Origin of the sequence: Spirosoma arboris (genome assembly GCF_009754945.1) — a bacterium.
GTDB classification, from domain to species: Bacteria; Bacteroidota; Bacteroidia; order Cytophagales; family Spirosomataceae; genus Spirosoma; species Spirosoma arboris.
Window position 1 is genome coordinate 376,334 of sequence record NZ_WPIN01000003.1, and the last position, 20,586, is coordinate 396,919.

The 20,586-nt window shown below is 46.4% G+C and carries 18 protein-coding genes; 5 read left to right on the top strand and 13 right to left on the bottom strand.

The features are described from left to right. Positions 1–21 precede the first annotated feature (21 nt). The 4 genes from GO755_RS09405 to GO755_RS09420 all read right to left on the bottom strand — a co-directional run bounded on the left by GO755_RS09405 (position 22) and on the right by GO755_RS09420 (position 6,416). Positions 22–3,168 carry an efflux RND transporter permease subunit gene (locus tag GO755_RS09405; RefSeq protein WP_157584491.1) on the bottom strand — a complete coding sequence of 1,049 codons (3,147 nt, stop codon included), beginning with the start codon at positions 3,166–3,168 and terminating at the stop codon, positions 22–24. Positions 3,169–3,271: 103 nt separating this feature from the next. Then, positions 3,272–4,321, bottom strand: a complete 1,050-nt coding sequence (locus tag GO755_RS09410) for an efflux RND transporter periplasmic adaptor subunit (RefSeq protein WP_157584492.1) — start codon at positions 4,319–4,321, stop codon at positions 3,272–3,274. A 44-nt stretch (positions 4,322–4,365) separates the two neighbouring features. Then, positions 4,366–5,715: a TolC family protein gene (locus GO755_RS09415; RefSeq protein ID WP_157584493.1), complete on the bottom strand. Its 1,350-nt coding sequence runs from the start codon at positions 5,713–5,715 to the stop codon at positions 4,366–4,368. Between the two features lie 56 nt (positions 5,716–5,771). Further along, positions 5,772–6,416 carry a TetR/AcrR family transcriptional regulator gene (locus GO755_RS09420; RefSeq protein WP_157584494.1) on the bottom strand — a complete coding sequence of 215 codons (645 nt, stop codon included), beginning with the start codon at positions 6,414–6,416 and terminating at the stop codon, positions 5,772–5,774. Positions 6,417–6,640: 224 nt separating this feature from the next. On the opposite strand from GO755_RS09420, the gene GO755_RS09425 reads away from it, so the two are divergent. Both GO755_RS09425 and GO755_RS09430 read left to right on the top strand, forming a co-directional pair. Beyond that, positions 6,641–7,243: a DUF4254 domain-containing protein gene (locus GO755_RS09425; protein WP_157584495.1), complete on the top strand. Its 603-nt coding sequence runs from the start codon at positions 6,641–6,643 to the stop codon at positions 7,241–7,243. A gap of 83 nt (positions 7,244–7,326) precedes the next feature. Continuing rightward, positions 7,327–8,391, top strand: coding sequence for a glycosyltransferase family 9 protein (locus GO755_RS09430; protein WP_227686906.1), 1,065 nt, complete (start codon positions 7,327–7,329; stop codon positions 8,389–8,391). A gap of 39 nt (positions 8,392–8,430) precedes the next feature. Here the strand turns inward: GO755_RS09430 and GO755_RS09435 are convergent, their stop codons facing one another. The 6 genes from GO755_RS09435 to GO755_RS09460 all read right to left on the bottom strand — a co-directional run bounded on the left by GO755_RS09435 (position 8,431) and on the right by GO755_RS09460 (position 16,561). Continuing rightward, a complete protein-coding gene (locus GO755_RS09435; RefSeq protein WP_198174788.1) occupies positions 8,431–8,775 on the bottom strand; it encodes a hypothetical protein in 345 nt (114 codons plus the stop codon). A gap of 88 nt (positions 8,776–8,863) precedes the next feature. Beyond that, complete coding sequence (locus GO755_RS09440) at positions 8,864–9,859, bottom strand: glycosyltransferase family 9 protein (protein ID WP_157584496.1); 996 nt, start codon at positions 9,857–9,859, stop codon at positions 8,864–8,866. A 285-nt stretch (positions 9,860–10,144) separates the two neighbouring features. Further along, on the bottom strand, positions 10,145–11,215 hold the full coding sequence (locus tag GO755_RS09445) for a DUF4249 domain-containing protein (RefSeq protein ID WP_227686907.1): 1,071 nt from the start codon (positions 11,213–11,215) through the stop codon (positions 10,145–10,147). Between the two features lie 25 nt (positions 11,216–11,240). After that, positions 11,241–12,302: a DUF4249 domain-containing protein gene (locus GO755_RS09450; RefSeq protein ID WP_157584497.1), complete on the bottom strand. Its 1,062-nt coding sequence runs from the start codon at positions 12,300–12,302 to the stop codon at positions 11,241–11,243. Continuing rightward, positions 12,302–14,707 (bottom strand): TonB-dependent receptor, encoded by a 2,406-nt coding sequence (locus GO755_RS09455; protein ID WP_157584498.1) that lies wholly within the window; start codon positions 14,705–14,707, stop codon positions 12,302–12,304. The genes GO755_RS09450 and GO755_RS09455 overlap by 1 nt, the downstream gene beginning before the upstream one ends. Positions 14,708–14,851: 144 nt before the next feature. Next, entirely contained in the window at positions 14,852–16,561 is a 1,710-nt protein-coding gene (locus GO755_RS09460) for a helix-hairpin-helix domain-containing protein (protein WP_157584499.1), read from the bottom strand. A 127-nt stretch (positions 16,562–16,688) separates the two neighbouring features. Here GO755_RS09460 and GO755_RS09465 point away from each other — a divergent pair, with 127 nt between their 5' ends. After that, on the top strand, positions 16,689–16,994 hold the full coding sequence (locus GO755_RS09465) for a 2TM domain-containing protein (protein WP_157584500.1): 306 nt from the start codon (positions 16,689–16,691) through the stop codon (positions 16,992–16,994). 8 nt (positions 16,995–17,002) lie between these two features. Continuing rightward, on the top strand, positions 17,003–18,199 hold the full coding sequence (locus GO755_RS09470) for an FAD-dependent oxidoreductase (RefSeq protein WP_157584501.1): 1,197 nt from the start codon (positions 17,003–17,005) through the stop codon (positions 18,197–18,199). Here GO755_RS09470 and GO755_RS09475 read toward each other — a convergent pair. The 3 genes from GO755_RS09475 to GO755_RS09485 form a co-directional block, all read right to left on the bottom strand. Beyond that, a complete protein-coding gene (locus GO755_RS09475) occupies positions 18,196–18,765 on the bottom strand; it encodes a pentapeptide repeat-containing protein (RefSeq protein ID WP_157584502.1) in 570 nt (189 codons plus the stop codon). The two genes, GO755_RS09470 and GO755_RS09475, sit on opposite strands and share 4 nt — an antisense overlap. Positions 18,766–18,779: 14 nt before the next feature. Beyond that, entirely contained in the window at positions 18,780–19,574 is a 795-nt protein-coding gene (locus tag GO755_RS09480; RefSeq protein ID WP_157584503.1) for a thymidylate synthase, read from the bottom strand. 112 nt (positions 19,575–19,686) lie between these two features. Further along, positions 19,687–20,148 (bottom strand): OsmC family protein, encoded by a 462-nt coding sequence (locus tag GO755_RS09485; RefSeq protein ID WP_157584504.1) that lies wholly within the window; start codon positions 20,146–20,148, stop codon positions 19,687–19,689. Between the two features lie 61 nt (positions 20,149–20,209). Between GO755_RS09485 and GO755_RS09490 the strand changes: the two genes are divergently transcribed. Beyond that, complete coding sequence (locus GO755_RS09490; RefSeq protein ID WP_157584505.1) at positions 20,210–20,563, top strand: hypothetical protein; 354 nt, start codon at positions 20,210–20,212, stop codon at positions 20,561–20,563. Positions 20,564–20,586 lie beyond the last annotated feature (23 nt).

Here is a 20,586-nt window from a genome sequence, read left to right on the forward strand (position 1 = left end):
TGATTAGATTATTAGCTACAATTAAGATATAGCGACTTCTTCGACAACTTCCGCTGGTTTAGACTTAGCTCGGAAGTTCGTCCACTTCTCCTGAATACGGTCTACGATGTAGTACATCATTGGAACCAGATAGACAGTTAGCACCATTGAGCTAGTTAAACCACCGATCAATACCCAGGCTAGTGAGTTTTTCCATTCGGCACCAGCGCCCGAAGCGGTTGCAATCGGCACCATACCAATTACCATGGCAATGGTCGTCATCAGGATTGGTCGTAATCGTTCTTCGCCAGCGTGCAGAATAGCTTTTTTGAAATGTACACCTTCGGCTTTTTGCTGGTTGGCAAAATCGACAATCAGGATGGCATTTTTAACCACCAAGCCTATGAGCATCAACATCCCCAGCATGGCGAAAATACCGATGTTCGACGAGCTCAACGCTAAAGCCAGCAGAGCACCAATCACCGCTACCGGAATCGAGAACAACACCACAAACGGGTACACAAAGCTATCGTAGAGCAAGACCATGATGAAGTATACGAGCATCAGACCAGCTAGCATCGCAATACCCAACGACCCAAACCCTTCGCTTTGGTTTTTGGCATCACCACCCCAGCTAACGGTTACACCAGCAGGCAGTGGGCTCTTTGCCAGATCAGCCTGAATTACAGCCGTTAAGGTTCCTGAACCCGTCCCCAACGTATTGGCCGTTACAGTAACCGACGAACGCCGGTTTTTCCGTTCCAGCAACGAGGGTCCATTGCTTAGCGATACGTTCGCAAACTCCGCTAAGCGCACCGAACGATTAGCCGACGGGCTGAAGAAGTTGATGTTCTTTACATCATCAGGATTTTTTCGGTCGAAGGCATCCAACATGACGCGGATGTCATAATCTTCGCCATCATCCCGAAACTTGGAGTCGTCATTACCCGCAAAGGCGTTTTGCAACGTACCGCCAACGGTTTGGATGTTCAACCCTAGTTTGGCCATTTTTTCCCGGTCAATTTCGACCTGAACTTCAGGGTTTCCAGCTTCAACTGATACGTTTACATCGTTGGCTCCGGGTGTACGACTAATTCGGTTGGCCAGTTCTTGCGCGGCTGCCAGATTCTGGTTTACGTCGTTGCCACTGAGGAAAATCTCGATAGGTGCTGTACCGGAATTGACGATCCCAATAACCGACGAACCGAATTCAATAGCCGGGAAATGTTCTTCCAGTTCTTTCCGAACATCCATCATGTACTGTTCCGTTGGCTTATGCCCAGGTCGTTCGGCAGCGTCAGCTAGTTGTACCGTCAATTCGGTTCGGTTCGTTGAGCCTTGTCCTGTGCTATTGATACCCGTGCTGGCTCCGCCCACGTTAGCGAAGATGGTTTGGACTTCGGATTTCTTGCGAAGATAATTTTCGATGTCTCTGGACGTGAGGTTGTTCTGTTGCAACGATGCACTCTTATCGAGTTTCACCGTGAGCAGGAACTTGCCCTGATCGCCCTGCGCAACGAATTCCGAGCCAATAATTCCCAGGCTCATTACCCAGCCCGTGAAGACGAAAATGGCTATTAGAATTCCTGTGAACGCCAGTTTATGGCTCAATACCCAGGCAAGGCTACTGTGATACCCGGCTGTTAATGCAGTAAGTCCTTTTTCGAACCACAACAGGAAAGCCTGAAATGGATTCTTGGGGTTCAAATGTTCCAGCTTGGCCAGCATGGATGTCAGCCAGGGGGTTAACGTGAAACTGACCAGCAAACTAACCAATGTAGCGAAGGCAACTGTCAGTGAGAACTGGCGGAGCAAATCGGCGATAACGGCATCTACGAATGTAATCGGTACGAATACCACCACAATCACCAGGGTAATGGCTACGGCTGCAAAGCCAATTTCGCTTACGCCGTCCAGCGTGGCTCGCCAGCGGTCTTTGCCCATTTCGAGGTGGCGCTGAATATTTTCGAGTACCACAATGGAGTCATCGACCAGAATACCAATCACCAGCGATAAGGCCAGCAAGGTCATCAGGTTGAGCGAATAGCCCATCACATACATGAACAGGAAAGCCGAAATCAGCGAAGCCGGTACCGACACCATCACGATGAAGGCGTTACGAAGGCTATGCAGGAACAGTAGCATCACAATGGCTACCAGACCAACGGCCAGAATCAAATCGTGGGTTACTGCTTCAACCGAGGCCAGGGTGAAAACACTGCTGTCGTAGGCAATGGCAAAATTGACTTTGTCTTTGGCGTTTTCTTTCTCAATTACGGCAAGCTTTTCCTGCACTAATTTGCTAATTTCGACGGCGTTGGCATCGGATTGTTTCTTGATAAATAGACCGATACCATTCTGACCGTTGAAACGGCTGATACTCGTTGGCTCAGTGATGCCATCGGTTACGTTGGCTACATCACCTACACGAATTGGGCTACCATTGGGCGGAGTCGCAACAACCAGTTTCCGTATATCGTCCAGAGATGAAAATTTCCCGGCGAGCCGTAACGTCATGTTCTCCGTCGTGTTTTTCACTTTCCCGGTTGGGAAGTCAAGGTTCGCCTGGTTGATCGCCTGCGACACCTGCAGAAGCGACAAACCATAGTAATTCAGTTTATCGTCATTGACATTAATCCGGATTTCGCGTTTGTCTCCCCCAACCATTGTAATGTCGGCAACACCTTTAATTTGCTGAAGTACAGGCAAATACTTATCTTCTACCTGCTGATAAAATACTTCATTCGGCAAGGTCGAGGTAGCCAGCAACTGCATGATAGGCTGATCGCTGGGCGATATTTTCGACAGGGAAGGCTGCTCGGCATCGTCCGGCAAATCGCTCACCATTTTATCGATTTCACGCTGGGCGTCCTGTAAAGCCAGGTCGATGTCGGTTCCTGCTTTAAACTGAACCACAACGACCGACGCATTTTCGAACGAGTTGGCTTTCACATCGTCCAGGTTATCCAGGCCCGATATAGCATCCTCTATTTTTCGGCTAATCTCGGTTTCAACTTCCGACGGAGCCGCGCCCGGATAAACTGTGGTGATCGTGATAACTGGGGTAGAAAATTCCGGTAGCAGCTCGTAGCTCAGCATCCGGTATGAAAACAGGCCACCTATGGTCAGAATCGCAAATAACACGATAATGAGCGAGGGGCGTTTGATGATGGTTTCGACAAATTTCATTTTTCAAAGAGTGAAAGAGTGAATGTGCGAAAGAGTGAAAATTGACAAAGGGAAAGTTGCGTTATGCTTCGCACTTTCGCGCATTCACTCTTTCGCTCTTTACTTATTGCGCCACTACTAGTGTCCCGTTTTGAAGATTGATTTGACCGCTCGTAACAATCTGATCACCAGCCTTCAATCCTTTTGTAATCTCGTAGTAGTCGTTCGTCGTTGCACCAATTTCAACCGATTTCAGGATCGCTTTGCCGTTCTCTACTACATAAACCTGGGGTTCTTTTGCCGACCCAATGATGGCCTGACGAGGTATGGCCAGCGTTTGGCTTTTCACGTTGTTGGTGTTGGCAATTGAGCCGTACATACCAGCGCGGAGTAGATTTTTGCTGGAGTTGCTAACCGTAATTTCGACTGGGTAATTGTGAGCTGCATCGCCCTGAGCGGCAATCATCGAAATGCGACCGCTAAAATGAGCATCAGGGTAAACCTCTGTTTCGATAGGTAGTGTTTGGCCAACATGAAATTGATTGATGGCTTTTTCGGGGATTTGAACGACTAATTTCAGGGTCGAAATATCGGTCACTTTGGCAATAGGCGATCCAACCGAAACAACTGATCCTTTCTCAACCATTTTCTCGGTGATAATACCCGAAAAAGGCGTTGTGATGGTGGTATTGGCAATCTGCTTCTGAAGCTGTTTAATTTGAGCCTGCGTTGAGCGAATGCTTAGTTGCGTACGTTCCAAATTGACAGCGGGTGTTGCATCGCCTTTCACTAAGTTTTCATAGCGTTTGAGGTCGTTCTGATAGCCTTCCAGTGTTACTTGTGCAGCTTCAATCTGGTATTTAAGCTGATCGTCATCTAATTTGGCGATCAATCGACCCGAACCTACAGCTTGCCCTTCTTCTATGGGTAACGCGATAATTTGACCACCTGCCTGTGGCCGAATTTCGATTTCCCGGTTTGGTAAAAATGAACCCAAAAACTCAGTTTCCTGCGACAGATTTCGCAATTCGGCAACGGCCGTTCGCACCCCAACTTTTTGATCAGCGTTGGGCTTATATACTTTTTCTTCGACTTCTTTTTTGTTGTTGACTAATGTCCAGGCGGTTAGGCCAAGCGTAGCAACAAGGGCAAGTACTACCAAAATTCGTTTCATGGCGTTGTTTGTAAGATTTAACAGGTTGCGTTAATGTGGTTGATTTAGCGATTGATTAAACTGCCAGTTGCTTTTTTCCAGTCTAACTCGGCAGTGCGAAGATTGACCAGCGTCGTTAAGTAGTTGTTCTGTGCATCACGAAGTGAATTTTCGGCCTGGACAACGTCGGTAATATCGACCGTGCCTTCTTTGAATTGGAGTTGTGTTTGTGTGTAGACTTTTTCGGCGAGTGTTACCTGGCTTTGATTTGTGGTCAGGTTCTGTTGTTCGACCAGAAACTTGTTGCGGGAATTAGCGATGTCCATCGAAATCGACTCACGGGTTTGACGCAGTTGTACATCTAACTTCTGGTCATCAATTTTCTTCTGGCCTAGTTTGGCTTTCCGTGCCAGTCCATCGAACACATTCCAGTTCAGTTGGAGACCTAGCCAATAGCCCGGCAAATTTTTGGCGTAGGAATTATCTCCCCCAATAGCATACACTGTGCTGTTAGCCACACCATACGCATTAACTGTAGGCACAAAGCTAGATTTGACGTTTTGCTGCTCTAAGCCATTGATTATTTTTTGCTGATCAATCAGTTGCAAATCCGTCCGATTAATCGTGTATTCATTACCGGGCGCTACTGGAATGGTTTTTTCAATGCCAGTAGCGACTTGTAGTGAATCGGTTTGGGCTAATCCCGTCAAGAATTTCAGATTATTAAGCAACTGGTTGTACGTTGCCTGGAGTGATTCGATCTGCGTCTGCGATGCCGTTTTGCTAAGTTGCAGACGATCAACGTCGATACCCTGAGCTAATTGATTTTGACGACGTAATTCGGTGATGCGAATAAGCCGCTCCGTAGCGATCAGGTTGCTCCGCAAAAAGGCAATTTGCTGAGCGGTCGTTTGCAGGTTGTAATACGTAGCCGATACGTTGTAGGCCACATCTTCCTTTACTTTCTGCGTTTGCAGCGCTGATAAATTCCGGCTGGCTTTGGCGGCTTTTGTCGCAATCAATAAAGACTGATTATATAGCGCCTGCGTAGCCTGCACACTCGTTGATAGGTTATACGGCAGGCCGAATGCCACGGCGGAATACGATCCTTCGGGTCCGCCAAAAACCGATGCCGGAATAACCTGACCCGGAATTTTCAGATAGCGTCGGTAATCGCCCGTCAAATTGACCTGTGGGCGTGCGTTGGCTCTTACTTCAGCAATCTGGGCCTCGGTTTTGATTTCATCAAGCCGGGCCGACTGCACACTGAAGTTGTTGGTTAAGGCCTTATTAATCAATTGATCAAGTGTCTGATCCTGCGCCAGAACCAGCGAGTTTCCCAATAGGAAGGGAATTACAGCAAGGTACCACCGAATAGTTCTTAGGGATGGTGTTGATGGGCTCGATTTAAACATTGTATTTAATTGATAATTTTAAAAATTTGTTTAAAACATGGACAAAAAAAAAGCGGTTAAGCTTTTTCGAACTCAAATAGATAGTTGGTAATCATGTCAATGACTAGGTTCTTATGCTTGTCGGCAAATTCGTCAAATTGACCTTCAGTCATCTGCCACATTTTCATGTGCATAGCTTTGCCAATAAACAGAAACTGAATATTACAAAAGATCATAGGCATGAGGTGAATGGCACTGATTTCCCGGATCGTTCCAAGATTAACTTCCTTCTGAAGCTGCTCTTCGAACATCGAGTGATGAATTTGTTTCATGACGCCCATGCAACTCGCCATACGATCCGGATTGCGGTGTATTTCGTTCATGACGAAGAGCGACAGGCTAGGGTTCTCTTTCATCAATTGGAAATCATGATTAATTAACTCAGCAATCTTTTCCCGCAGACTGATTGGATGATTCATAATATCAATCATGCCATTGAAGAATAGCTGAAGCATTTCTTCAAAGATGTTCATGAACAACTTTTCCTTACTGCGGAAGTAATAATTTGTCAAAGCGATATTAATACTAGCCGCTTCGGCAATATCCCGTGACGTAGCTCCGTCGAATCCCTTTTCCAGGAATACCCGCTTAGCCGCTTCCCGAATGCGCTCTTCGGTTGACTTTGAGGGGAGAGATAGGCTACAATCCATATTCTTTTTCATGTTGACGATTCAAAAGTATGTTGTGCTTTTGTAACAAGCAATATTTTCAAATAGTTTTTTTAAACAAATGTTTAAAACAGTGATTAAAGCAAATAAATCATACGAATAATACAAATATAACCTTTCTTTTCTATAACTCTCTCACGTTTCACTGAGACTTAGTCCGCTTATACGCACGAGCTTTCCAATCGAAAACCCGTATCTTTGCGGATGATTAATCGCCTATGAACGCTACGTTTGCTAACGACATTTTCCGTCAGAGTATTCAGAATTACCACCTGACCGATTTTGTCGACACCCCCATTCATAACCCGTATTCATCGAACGGAATTGCTTTTCTATTATATCAGAAGAACTGGATTGATACGGTTCAATGGCATCTGGAAGATATCATCCGCAGTCCAACTATCCAGCCCGACGAATTAGTTGCGATCAAACGTCGGATTGACCAGTCGAACCAGGATCGTACTGATACAGTGGAGTTAATCGATAGTTGGTTTTCTGATCTGTTTCTGGATATAATGCCCAAACCAGCGGCCCGTATGAACTCCGAGACGCCAGCCTGGCTCCTCGATCGGATGTCGATTCTGCAACTCAAACTGTATCACTTTCGGGAACAAGTCGAACGACAATCTGTTTCAGATGAACATCGCCAGAAAGCTCAACAGAAATTGAACGTACTGATCGAACAGGAAAGTGATCTGGCCCGCTGCTTTGATGAGTTAATCGAAGACATCCAAAACGGCGACCGGTATATGAAAGTGTACCGCCAGATGAAGATGTATAACGACCCAACGCTGAATCCCATACTTTACGGACAGCCATAAATATGTATGAGGTATGATATAGGATATATCTTCTATGCCTATCATATATCCTATATCATACCTCATACATACCATATCTTGCCTTGAAAAAAAGCCTGCTTCTTCTCCGCTTTTCGGCCATGGGCGATGTTGCCTTGCTGGCACCTGTCGTTCAGGCGTTCACGCAACGATACCCTGATGTAGGCATTACATTAGTAACTCGGGCAAAATTCGCTGTCTTTTTCGAACAGTTTCCAAACGTTCGTGTTGTAGGAGCCGATTTCGACGGGCGGCACAAAGGGTTCGGGGGATTGGTTCGATTGTTCAACGAATTACGGCAATTAGCTTCGTTTGAGGTAGTGGTCGATGCCCATCAAAATCTGCGATCGGGTGTTTTGAAAAGCCTGTTCCGACTCGTAGGGGTTCCGTCTGCAACGATTGACAAAGGCAGAAAGGAGAAAAAAGAACTTACCAGGAAGGAGAATAAAGTCCGTCGTAAGTTGATGCATAGTGTGGAACGATATGCAAAGGTATTCGACAGAGCAGGTTTTACCCTTCAACCTTCGCAAACGTTTCAGTTTCCGCCGTTTACCTCCACCGAAAACGAGCTTACTACGTTCCTGAATCGTCATACGATTAGTTCAGCTATACCCTGGCTTGGTATAGCCCCCTTTGCTCAACATGAGCAAAAAATGTGGCCATTCGAGCGATTTGCTCCTTTACTGGATCAACTCTATGCAAAAACACCCATCACTATTTTCTTTTTTGGTGGAGGAGAAAGTGAGCTTGCACAACTTGAAGCACTGCGCCAGCAATTTCCGCAAGCGATACTGGTAGCGGGGAAGCTTTCAATGGCCGCAGAACTGTCTCTTATTCGACAGCTGAATGGGATGTTGTGTATGGATTCGGGGAATATGCATCTGGCATCATTGAGTGGCGTACCGATATTATCAATCTGGGGAGCCACTCATCCCGATGCCGGTTTTGGTCCCTGGGGGCAAGGTAGTGAAGCGATTGTTCAAATTCCTGCTGATATACTTACCTGCCGCCCTTGTTCAGTATTCGGCAATAAACCCTGCTGGAGGGGTGATTTGGCCTGCTTGAATGCTATTTCGGTGGAAGCAGTAGCGGAAAGGGCTCTGGAGATGCTGGGCGTGAAAATTCAGTAAAGACACGATTTCATTTGTCTCCAGCTCAAGCCAACAACATTAAGGAAGTTTCTCGCGTAAAATCTGTAAAATCAATTCTTGGCCTACCTTTAACTTTTCCTGGCTAGCCATTAGATCCTCCTGACTAGCCTTTAACTCTTTCTGGCTAGCCTTTAACTCGTCTTGGCCAGCTTTCAACAGCTCCTGACCGGCTTTTAACTCTTCGTATTGTTTTTGAGTCGTTATAGTCAAATTTGTAATACCCTTGGCGGCTGTGTTGGCATTTTGATCGGCACGAGTAGCCACCTCAACGAGTTTGCCCTGACCTTCAATTAGGCGGTCAACTTTTTGAAGTACATCAGCCATTATCGGCTCAATCTGGTCAAGGCGTTTATCGGGAGTCATATTATCAATTGTAAAGCAGTGCTCAAATATAAACACTTTTAAGCCATTAGCCTACATGAAGATTTTTATAAATCTCCCCTGACGCCTTTCACTCAAAATTCTTCTTTGCCCGCAGTTCCTTTACTTCAAAATCGAATGGGAGGCTGTTCATGCATTTGAAGTGCTTCATGGGGCAAGTGCCCGAATTAGTCACTGAGCAGGGGCGGCAGCCTAGGCCAGAGGCTTCGAGCCGGACATGGGGTGTTTTATACGGATAAAATCCGAATTGGGGTGTAGTACTCCCCCAAATGGAGTATACTTTTTTGCGGAAAGCTGCGGCAATGTGCATCAGGCCTGTATCGTGACTGAATACCACTCGCGCCTGTTGCAGCAGAGATGCGGACTGATTGAGATTATAATAGCCACAGGCGTTGTAAATCTGCCGCTTGCCAACGGCTTGCATAATAGAATCGCCTACCTTTCGATCGGCTTTGTCACCCAGCAGGACAATCGGGTAATTGATTTTGATGCATAGCTCAATCATCCGCAAAACGGGCAATCGGCGAGTTAGACTTTGCCCGCCAATAGCGTACGCAACAAAACCGCGTTGGTGCGTTTCGGGAAGCCAGTCTATTTCGACTTCGTCTTTATACGGGATGAAATAATCTAGCCCTCGCCCATCGTTTTCAGCACCCAGAGGCTGCACTGTTGCCATATAGCGGTCCACAATGTGCTGTTCGGCCATGGCGTTCACTTTCCACCGGATATAAAGCCATTCCCGAAACGGTTGTTTTTCAACACTGTATGAACGACTACCCAGAGTTGCTTTAATAAGGCTGGTTAGGGCTGTATTTTGCAGATCAATCACATAATCGAACTGTTCAGTCCGGAGTTCTTTGATTAATCGATACAGGCTCCCATCAATATAATGTGCCTGCGTAATATACGGGTTATAGTCTATGATTGACTGATAGGCTCGTTTCGTACAAAAATGCAGAACCGCATTCGGAACCTGTTGTTTCAGGCAACGGACAACTGGGGTCGTTAGCACAACATCACCAATAGAGGCAAACTGTAAAACCAATATTTTTACCGGACGAGCCATGCTACGATTATTTATACAAAACTATCTTTTTTTATCGCAACTCCCCGACCGATTAATAAGTCCACCAACGGGGTTTGGTTGGGGTCTGATAGAGACTATTTTCGCAGTTAATACAGGGAGTATTTGTTGAATAAGGCACGTTGACTGGCAAATCTACTATGTGACTTCCTGCATAACGCCTTAAACGGAAGTCACAACTGTAAAGAGCGACAGCAAACTACTAATCGTTACAATGTTTCGTCGAAGTAGATGCAAAACATTCCTCATTCGGTTTCCAAAAATAGCTTAAAACTGCCACCAGCGGGGTTTATTAGGTGTACGGTATAAACTATTTTCACAAACAACACAAGCTGAAGGTTGTGGCACTACGATTACTGGGTCCACATCTGGTACGCCCTGCCCGTCGCTACGATCTACATTAATATACTGTTCAGAAATACCCGTCGCCCCAAAAAAGCCGTAAACCAATGTAGTTGGATCATTCACGCAGTGTAGATTACCCTGTACCGACGAAGGAGCAGCGTCAAAAAGTCCACCTGTGTTGTTTACCAGCCCTTTTACACTCTTCCAGAACTCGTAAGCCCCTTTACTGATGGCCTGCTGCTGCACCTCGAGATAGTAACGACTAGTCGATTTGTAAGGGACGCGCATGATAGGCTGGCGACTAATAGCCTGTCCATTAATGTTCACATCGGAGCTAAGGCTGATGCAGGTATAACAGCGGGTAATATCCCAACAATTTGAACAGCAGCCTAAACCCGTTATAGTACCATCTTTCAACTCCCGACTAGAACAAACCGCTGTAAATTCATAGTGCGTCCAGTTCCATTTATAATAGTTTCCTGGTGCTTCAGGATCTTTGGTATCCAAATAGACATTCCAACCCTGGTTTTTAGCGAAACTAACCCCGCCTGTTTCTACAGAATATTCATAATACAGCTTTTGAATGGGTGGAGCCGCCTGTAATAACTCAGCTTCCGACTCATACTGATTTCCAGCTTTTGTCTTAATTGTCAGTTTGTAACTTCGCCCTGCAACGCCCTGAATGCCATTGGCGGCAGTGCTATATGTTCCGCCCGGCGACTGCTCTGTCAGAACTTCCTGATTGCCCAGATTATCAGAAATCGTTACGACGGCACCTGTTTCGAGCAGATTCAAGCTTGTGTAGGAATAGTCGGCAGTACGGGTCAGCTTAACCGAATAGGGTCCCGCTTGATCGGTAATTTGCCCCTCCACGATCAGCGAAGTAGGGATGCTCACCCGATCGGGCTGGAATTCGGTCACACATGAAACGACCAATACCATGAGCAACAAGCCAGCGTATTGCCAGATTCTTTTTCTAAATATATTCATCATCGCCTTTCTCATCTTTGTCAAAACGCTACCACCAGCGTGGCTTTATAGGTGTTCGGTACTGGCTATTTTCGCAAACGACACAAGTGGCTAATTCCGAAGCTGGATAGAGTGGCTCCGTATAATCTGGTGGCCCAATCGCATCACTTCGGTCAATCAGTACATAGCTAACCGATTCACCTACAGCTCCAAAATAGCCATATACCGCCATTGTCGGATTCGTTACCGAATGCATATTACCAGCTATACTCCCCGGCGCGGAATCAAACAAACCGCCCGTATTCAGTACCTGTTGTTTTGCCGTTTTAAAGAACTCATATACACCCTTACTTAACCGTTGCTGGGTTACTTCGAGGTAGTATCGTGTACTGGCATCGTAGAGAACCCGTTCAATAAACTGCCGGCTAATCGAGTTTCCATTAATAGTTACATCAGACATGATATTGATACAGTTGATATAACAACGGGTAATGTCCCAACAGTCCGAACAGCAGGGAATTCCCTCATAATGACCAGGAGCGCCTGAGATGTATACTCTCGTACAGGCCTTCGTAAACTCATAATGCGCCCACTCCCAGCGGTAAAAATCACCGGGTGTTTCAGGATCTTTGCTGTCAACATATACATCCCATCCATTGGCTTTACCATTCGTTGATGCGCCTGCATCGTAACGGTACTCGTAATACAATCGACCAATGGGTGGCGAAGCCTTAAGCTGTTCCGGTTCTGACTCATATTGTTCGCCATTACGGGCTCTAATGGTCAGTTTATACGTTCGACCCGCTATGCCTTGTAGCTTCGCAGTTTTATAGGTGCCTCCGGGCGACTGTTCTGTCAAAACCTCCTGATTGCCCAGGTCATCGGATATAATCACTGTTGCTCCTGTTTCGAGCAGATTTAAACTCTTGTAAGAATAGTCTGCCGTTCGGGTTAGTTTAACCAAGTAAGGCCCCGGCTGATCGGTAATCAATCCTTCAACAATCAATGCGGGTGGTATACTGACATTGCCCGGTTGGTATTCAGTTACGCAGGAAACAACCAGTAATAGAACCAGTGCAAGTTGAGCATATATGAAGCCCCGGAGCCTCATCAGAATTTAAAGTTATAGGTCAGCGATGGGAACGCTGTTCCGAAAATGGACAGCTTATACGCATCGGAGGCAGAGGCTGGACTCAGTTTATAGAAAATAGAATACGCATTTTTATGAGCGTATACGTTGTAGATGGAGAAGACCCAGCTACTCTGATTCCGCTTTTTCTTGAGCGGATTCTGTTCAAACGTCATCGAAAAATCCAGCCGGTGATAGTCAGGAACACGTTGCTGATTCCGATCAATGTAGATCGGAACAAGCACACCAGCAACCCGGGCAATAGCAGCAGGTTGTGTAGTTGGCCGACCCGTACTATAGGTAAAATTCAGCGACATGCTAAACCAGGCCGTTGGGCGGTGCGTAGCCAGAACATTTAGGGTATGTGGCTTATCGTAATTGGCGGGATAAGGATTCCCATTGTTCACGCGTTCACTGGCGTAGGGACTGTCCATGGTCAGGAATGTGCGAGCGTAGGTATAACTCATGAAACCCGTCCAGCGGCCTTTGTTTTTTCGCAGCAATCCTTCAAATCCGTAAGCATGGCCACTCCCTTGTACAATCTGAGTTTCTACCGCCTGAGCCAGTTGCAGTTCGGCTCCATCTCTGTAGTCAATGGCGTTGGTGATTGTTTTGTAATACACCTCACCCGATGCCTCAATGGCATTGTCGGCTGTATTTCGGAAATAGCCCAACGACCACTGGTCGGCTATAACTGGCTTCGTATATTGATCACTTAGATGCCAACGCGAAGTCGGCAAAGCCGCTGTAGTATTGGTCACCTGTTGAATATACTGACGCAATCGACTATAGCCTGCTTTGACAGCCTTCCCCTCTCCTACCGACCAGCGGATTGCCAATCGAGGCTCTAATCCGCCTGTCGAGTGGTAAATTTTACCAGCACCGTAGGTTTGGGTTGAGGTTACGGTTTCATCCTGGCGAGGCCCATTTTCCTGATACGTTCGCACCGATGCTGGCCCACGGTTCAATAAGGCCGAATAACGCAAACCAGCTACTAACGCTACGTTAGTATTGAGCTTCCATTCATCCTGAATGTAGGCCGCCAGTTCGTAGGCACGTTCGCGGTCGAGATCTACCGGTAGTACGTTGGAGTATGGGCCGGGCGTGCGGGTATTGGGTTGCAGTAAATAGTCGATGGCGCTAACACCAACCTGCCACTGATGCGTTTCGTTCGGCGTAAGTGTCAGGTCTGATTTGATCTGTCGATGCCACACACCCGACTCAAGTCGGAAAGCATTTGACGAATCGGGCGATGACAAATCGGCCCGATACCGACTCAGAATAACCGCTGTGGCCAGATTCACCTGCTTACTCATAAAGTAATTCCAGCGCAGTACCGCATTCATTGTCTGGTAGTTGAACTGGGTTGAGGACGCATTGATTTCCTGCCCAGACAGCGAATCTGACGCCAGTTTGAAAATATCCTTGCTGACGTAGCCTGTTAGAGTAATGGTATTTTTCTCATCAGGTTGATATTTGAATTTGGTCGTCAGATCATAAAAGTTGGCTTTTGTTCCTCTTAGATTTGGCGGAGCTATCTTAAACAGAAAATCATTGAACGAAGCCCGCGCAGCAGCCAGAAACGACAACTTATTTTTGACAATGGGACCCTCAACCGCCAGCCGGCTCGAAATGATACCAATCCCCCCGTTGACGCTCCACTTCTCGGCATCCGGCTCTTTGATTTTCACGTCTAACACCGATGAAGCCCGGCCCCCAAAAGCAGCTGCAACACCCCCACGATTCAGGGTTACATCACGTACAACATCGGGATTGAAGACTGAGAAAAATCCCATTAAGTGGCTGGAATTGAAGACGGGCGCATCGTCGAACAAAATCAAATTCTGATCCGCACTCCCCCCCCGAACGTTATAACCAGGTGCACCTTCGCCTACAGTAGTCACACCGGGCAACAGCAGTAAACTACGTACAATATCCACCTCGCCCATTAAGGGCGGAATGCGCCGAATGCTTTTGATCGTTAACTGCGATACGCCAATTTCAATCTTACGTACGTTCCGGTCGGGTGCTTCGCTCGTTACGACGACCTCCTCCAAATCTTTCGAATCATCTTCCATGACGATCTCCCGGAAGAGCGTTTTCTGTAACGAAATCGTATCTTGCTTAGTCCGATAGCCTACGTGCGAAAAGCGCAGAATGTAGTTTCCCGGAGCAAGCTGTACGGTATAGAAACCATCTTTCGCCGTCACGTAACCTTTCGATACGTTCAGCACTACGATGTTAGCTCCCTGAATAGGTTTCCCCGTTTTAGCATCCTTAACATAACCCGTTGCGGAAAACGTAGGGCCATTAGGATTAATTTTCTGCTGGGCGAAGGCCCCATTGATCAGACAAAACGACAGTAACAGTAAATGTAAAAAGCGCATAGAGCCGGGTTTAGGAAGCGCGGAATAGCCAATAGAATAGTACTAGAGGTCGAACGGGTTAATCCTATAAAAGGGTTAACCCGTTCGATTTACCCTATTTTTATTGTCATTAACCAATAATTAATATTCTTTAGCTTACCTAATTTATACCCTGTTACGTATCTTTTCCCGTCGCTGTTGCAAATAGTCACTCATTTCCTTTAACGTCAGTGCGTTAAAAGTCATGGCTTTCGTTAAGCCCCCTTTACGGCCGATAGCGACACCGTAATGCATATCCAGAAGGCCGGGCAAGTCGTGGGCATCGGGGTTGATACTGAGCATAACACCCTGCTGCATGGCGTACTCAATCCAGTGCCAATCAATGTCGAGACGGTATGGGCTGGCGTTGATTTCGATGATGACATTGTGTTCAGCACAGGCGTCGATAATTGCACGGTGGTCGATGGGATAACCTTCACGAGCAAGCAGCAATCGACCCGTTGGGTGGCCCAGAATTGTGGTGTAGGGATGCTCGATTGCCCGGAGCAAGCGCGTGGTGGCTTTTTCGAGCGACATCGTCAGGGTTTGGTGGACGGAAGCGACCACGTAATCGAACGTAGCGAGTGTGGCATCGTCGTAATCTAATGAGCCATCGCCTAAGATGTCGGATTCGATACCCTTGAAAATGCGGAAATCATTTCCGAATCCGGCATTAAGTTGATCAATTTCAAGCTGTTGCTGATGCACTCGTTCTGCATCAAGACCACCCGCATAAGAAGCTGTCTTCGAGTGATCAGCAATCCCGAAATAAGTCAAACCCAATTTCCGACAGTAAGCGGCCATATCGGCCACCGATTGCTTCCCATCCGACCAGGTGCTGTGATTATGCAGCGTTCCGTGAAGGTCTTCCCAGGTTACTAATTCGTCATTTTGGTGGCGGCTGGCCCAACGAAAGGCAAAGTCATCTTCGCGCATTTCAGGAACGATGTAAGGCAGACCGGCCCGTTCATAAATGGCGGTTTCGGTTGACTCATTACTTGTATAGGCTGCCTGCAATAACGTTATTCCCGTTGGCCCAGCCTGTTTCAAATGAGGCTCAGCAGCGCTATGAATAAACAGTTGCTGATCAATCTGTTCGGCAGGATAGAATAGAATCTCGACTTGCACGTCGAACCCATTGAGTTGCCCACGCCAGGCAAAGGGAGACGATTCTCGCTCATTTTGGACTACGTTTGGCAAACTACCCAGCGTCAGCATTGCCGACACAGGGTCGCTGGTTTGAACAAGCAGTTGTACTGCATCGACTTCCTGTGCTTTCAGTCGTACTTGCCCGCTAATTTCAACTCGATCAAAATGTTTTAGCAACTCGTCGCGCAGGAGGTTGGCGATCATAGCCGCTTTATCCATCCGCACTTTCCCCTGTTGCTCCTGCAAAAACTCTAATGCTGCCAGGATTTTTTCCTGCGTACTTGCCCCGAAGCCTTTGATTTTGGCAATCTGACCATTCTCGCCCGCTAGTTGAAGGTCGCGAAGATTATCAATACCTAGTTCGCGCCAGAGTGTACGTACTTTTTTGACGCCCAACCCTTTAATGCGAAACATATCCAGCACACCCGAAGGCGTCTCAGCCAGCAATTCATCAAGATCCGTCAGGTGGCCCGTTTCGGCAATCTCCCGGATTTTCTGAGCAACGGATTTACCGACACCCTGCAATTTAATCAGCTCATCGACAGGTAGGTTAGCCAGGTCAGCAGTGGATTTATCCAGGTTAAAGGCAGCCGTTTGAAAGGTGCGGGTCTTAAACGTATCGCGGTCGTGGAGTTCCATCAACCGGCCGGTTAGTTCGAGCAGGTCAACGATTTCAGAATTGGTCATAGGAAAACGGTCATTTACTCCGCAAGTTAGGCAATCGGTCAGATTTTCGGGGGAGTCGGCCATAGAGTGAGCCTACCTTTAGGTCATCGGCAGGCAAATCTGCTCACCCTTAAAACACCTAAAAACTATGGAATCGACCACAACCATGCCCGAACGCGACAACTATCTGTGGAAAAAAGCAAAAGCTCGTGTTGGTTTTCGCATGCACCTTCGTACCTATTTAATCGTCAATACTGGCCTCTGGCTCATCTGGGCGTTTACCAATTTTGCTTTTCAATCATCGGGACATCATGGCTTTATTTTCCCCTGGCCCTTCTTTGCCATGTTTGGTTGGGGTATCGGCTTAGCATCGCATTATTTCGCGGTTTACCACAACAGCGAACGGTCGATGATTGAAGAAGAGTACCAAAAATTAGTTAGTCAGCAACGGTAAGAAAACGAATGTCAATACTCAAGAAAAAAGCAATTCTAATTGGTTGTGGAATTTCAGGGCCCGTGATGGCTTTGTTTCTAAAACGAATTGGAATCGAAGCCACGATTTACGAAGCTCAAACCCAACATAGAGATGATGCGGGAGCCTTTTTAGGCATTTCTCCAAACGGCTTAAACGTGCTCAAGGAATTTATGCCTCTCGATGAAGTCCTCACCGATTTTACACCAGGGAAAATGACATTCTTCAATGCCAGAAATAAGAGCATTGGAGAAATTGACAATGCCAATCAAAACGAATTGTATGGAGCAGAAACCGTACAGTTAAAACGGGGTCTACTCAATAAAGCAATTCGCGAGGTGGCAATTGCCAAGGGTATCAACATAGAGCTAGGCAAAAAATTAACAGCAATAACGCAGGACGAAAAATCTGCCACTGCCTTTTTTGATGATGGCACAAACGTCACAGCTGATTTTATCATTGGCTGTGATGGTATTCATTCGGCAGCTAGAAAATCACTATTCCCAAACGGCCCCAAACTATCGTACACAGGTTTACTGTCAACGGGTGGTTTCACGAAGTTGACAAATGTGCAGGATTTGTATGGATCAATTCGGATGACCTTTGGCGAAAGGGCGTTTTTTGCCTATGCTATTTCTAATCTAGGCGATGTCTGGTGGTTCAATAACATCTCACGGAAAAAAGAACCCAGCCGAAATGAGTTGACAGCCATGGAGTTGAATCAACTTAAAGACACCTTGTTAGATTTACACAAAAACGATCCGGAACCCATTGCGGATATTATCAAATCGGCCAATAAAGTAGAGATCTATCCGGTTTATGACATTCCATTTCTAGAAAAATGGTACAAAGGACGCGTCTGTCTTATCGGTGATTCGGCCCATGCTACAGCACCACACATTGGTCAGGGAGCGTCCTTGGCGCTGGAAGACACCATCGTTTTAGCCAAATGCATTCGAGATCTGCCAGGTCTGGAAGCAGCATTTGATAAATTCCAGGCACTAAGGCAGAAGAGAGTACAAAAAATAGTTCGAGAAGCTAGAAAAGTAGGCGACAACAAAACAGTCCCCAATAAATTTCAGCAATTTTTCAGGGACTTACTGTTGCCTTTCTTTGTAAAGATGGAAGCAAAAAAAATGGATTGGGTGTATTCGTACAAAGTTGACTGGAACGAAAAAATAAGTTAATAGCCACTGATCACTAACTCATATTTCATCAAAAGTCCGGGCAGACTATGCAATGAAAATTTGGCTTTTTTTAATTTATTTTCTTCCGGGTTCAGTTCGATGTTATACAATGTAGAAAAATCTACCTGACTCAGATCATTGTCTTCAAACTTAGCAAATTCCAGATTGCAGTTTTTAAACACAGTGCCCACCAGATCACATTTCATAAAGCGAGCTTCTTTAATCGAGCAATCAACAAACTTGGCTTTCTTTAGTTTCCGATTCAGAAAAGCGGTGTAATCAAGTTGGCATTCCTGAAAATCGGTGTGAAAACCGAATGTATTGCATTGCCCAAAATCTACATAGGTCAGTTTGCATTTAAAAAACCGGACGTCGTAAAGCTTCGCGTTTTTCAGGTCAATATTGGCGAGATTACAGTCTTCAAACCGGCAATTTATAAAGTTTGAACTCGTAAACGCTGTTCGGGATAAATCCAGTTTTTTGAACGTACACTGTTCAAATTCCTGATTCGTCAATTGATCAGTTAGTTGATCAAGGTGGTCAAAGACCTGTTTATAATACTCCATGCCTGCTATCTTTCCTAAACTGCCACAGGCGCTTTAATAGCCGGGTATGGATTGTAGTTTTCGAGTGTAAAATCCGCATAAGTGAAGTCAAAAACCGATTTCACATCTGGGTTCAGGCGCATGGTTGGCAGGGGGCGAGGTTCGCGGGCGAGTTGCGTTTCGACTTGTTCCAGGTGATTCAGATACAAGTGCGTATCACCACCTGTCCAGATAAATTCGTGGGCTGTGTAGCCGCACTCCTGCGCAATCATCATGGTGAACAACGCATAGCTGGCAATGTTGAACGGAACACCCAGAAATACATCGGCGCTACGTTGGTAAAGCTGGCAGGAGAGCTTGCCATCGGCCACATAAAACTGCATCAGTAGATGACAAGGCGGCAAAGCCATGTTTGGTACATCGGCTGGATTCCAGGCCGAGATAATCATCCGACGCGAATCGGGAGAGTTTTTAAGTTGCTTCAATACGTCCTGCAACTGATCGATAACGCGTCCATCAGGAGCGGCCCAACTGCGCCATTGTTTGCCATAGACGGGACCTAAGTCGCCGTTTTCGTCGGCCCACTCATCCCAGATCGATACACCATTGTCTTTCAGGTACTTGATATTCGTGTCGCCCTTAATGAACCACAGCAATTCGTGTATAATGGACTTGGTGTGTACCTTTTTGGTGGTTAACAGCGGGAACCCGTCTTGTAAATTGAAGCGCATCTGGTAGCCAAATACGCTAATGGTACCGGTGCCAGTACGGTCTGTTTTGCGGGTGCCGTTGTCGAGAATATGGCGGAGCAGGTCGTGATATTGTTGCATAAGGCAAATTTAAACGCAAAGGGCGCAAAGGTGAGCGCAAAGAATGCAAAGTATAAAGAAAAATCTCTGCGTTCTCTGCGCTCACCTTTGCGCCCTTTGCGTTTAATGTATTTTACGCCTGTATTTCAAAGGAATACGTTATCTCAGTCGACGGACGCAGTTGGGCCGTTGCCGAACAGTATTTGTCCATAGACAGATCAATAGCGCGTCTTACTTTTTCAGGATCTAACTGGCCTTTCAGCAAATAGGTAATGTGAATTTTTTTGAATGGAGCTGGGATAGCGTCTTTTTCGCGCAAACCATCGACTTTCAGCCGGAAATCTTCAATCACTTGTTTTTGCTTCTTCAAAATCAGAATCACGTCGATAGCCGAACAACCGGCCAGACCCATGAGCATCATTTCCATGGGTCGCGCTCCTGCGTTGTGTCCGCCAATATCGGTAGCCGCGTCGATGTGTTGCGCCACGCCCGACTTTCCTAACGCTTCGAAATGGAAGGCGTCGTCAACGCGCACAAGTTCAACCTGCATTGTATTGTATTCCTGAATAGTATCAACTGGTTGTGAATCAATCATTGTCTTTTTTGCGTTTATCAGGTGAAGTGTTTATTTTCACCATTTCAAAGTAATTAAAATCATGTCCGAAAAATTCACCGACGACCTCTTCGACCTCAAAAACGACCGGCGGTTAAGCGTGTATCTCTACCGGGCTGGCTTTGGAGCCTGGTTACTTTACATCGTATCGGGTGCGCAGTTTATGCAATCGGTGCGCATCTATCGAACAGATTTCGGGGTGTTCTCGTTCTTTCTGATGGTCCTCGGCTTATCTGCTTCCATGATTTACGATTACTATCATCACCCGGTCGAGTTCGCTCAAAAGAAGAAATGGCTGGCATTCAGCTATTTGGTATTAGCGGGTCTGGTTTACTTCTTTATTCTGCACAACGAGCCGATATCCATTGAGCACCTTTTTGGGAAAGGGTTATTCTAACTACTTATCGACTTCTGAATAGG

Excerpts from the sequence above, each read along its gene's own strand:
- GO755_RS09465 (WP_157584500.1), top strand. The coding sequence starts at position 16,689 with ATGGAATCGACCACAACCATGCCCGAACGCGACAACTATCTGTGGAAA.
- GO755_RS09455 (WP_157584498.1), bottom strand. The coding sequence starts at position 14,707 with ATGCGCTTTTTACATTTACTGTTACTGTCGTTTTGTCTGATCAATGGG.
- GO755_RS09405 (WP_157584491.1), bottom strand. The coding sequence starts at position 3,168 with ATGAAATTTGTCGAAACCATCATCAAACGCCCCTCGCTCATTATCGTG.
- GO755_RS09485 (WP_157584504.1), bottom strand. The coding sequence starts at position 20,148 with ATGATTGATTCACAACCAGTTGATACTATTCAGGAATACAATACAATG.
- GO755_RS09420 (WP_157584494.1), bottom strand. The coding sequence starts at position 6,416 with ATGAAAAAGAATATGGATTGTAGCCTATCTCTCCCCTCAAAGTCAACC.
- GO755_RS09425 (WP_157584495.1), top strand. The coding sequence starts at position 6,641 with ATGAACGCTACGTTTGCTAACGACATTTTCCGTCAGAGTATTCAGAAT.
- GO755_RS09435 (WP_198174788.1), bottom strand. The coding sequence starts at position 8,775 with ATGACTCCCGATAAACGCCTTGACCAGATTGAGCCGATAATGGCTGAT.
- GO755_RS09470 (WP_157584501.1), top strand. The coding sequence starts at position 17,003 with ATGTCAATACTCAAGAAAAAAGCAATTCTAATTGGTTGTGGAATTTCA.
- GO755_RS09415 (WP_157584493.1), bottom strand. The coding sequence starts at position 5,715 with ATGTTTAAATCGAGCCCATCAACACCATCCCTAAGAACTATTCGGTGG.
- GO755_RS09410 (WP_157584492.1), bottom strand. The coding sequence starts at position 4,321 with ATGAAACGAATTTTGGTAGTACTTGCCCTTGTTGCTACGCTTGGCCTA.
- GO755_RS09450 (WP_157584497.1), bottom strand. The coding sequence starts at position 12,302 with ATGAGGCTCCGGGGCTTCATATATGCTCAACTTGCACTGGTTCTATTA.
- GO755_RS09440 (WP_157584496.1), bottom strand. The coding sequence starts at position 9,859 with ATGGCTCGTCCGGTAAAAATATTGGTTTTACAGTTTGCCTCTATTGGT.
- GO755_RS09460 (WP_157584499.1), bottom strand. The coding sequence starts at position 16,561 with ATGACCAATTCTGAAATCGTTGACCTGCTCGAACTAACCGGCCGGTTG.
- GO755_RS09445 (WP_227686907.1), bottom strand. The coding sequence starts at position 11,215 with ATGATGAATATATTTAGAAAAAGAATCTGGCAATACGCTGGCTTGTTG.
- GO755_RS09475 (WP_157584502.1), bottom strand. The coding sequence starts at position 18,765 with ATGGAGTATTATAAACAGGTCTTTGACCACCTTGATCAACTAACTGAT.
- GO755_RS09480 (WP_157584503.1), bottom strand. The coding sequence starts at position 19,574 with ATGCAACAATATCACGACCTGCTCCGCCATATTCTCGACAACGGCACC.
- GO755_RS09490 (WP_157584505.1), top strand. The coding sequence starts at position 20,210 with ATGTCCGAAAAATTCACCGACGACCTCTTCGACCTCAAAAACGACCGG.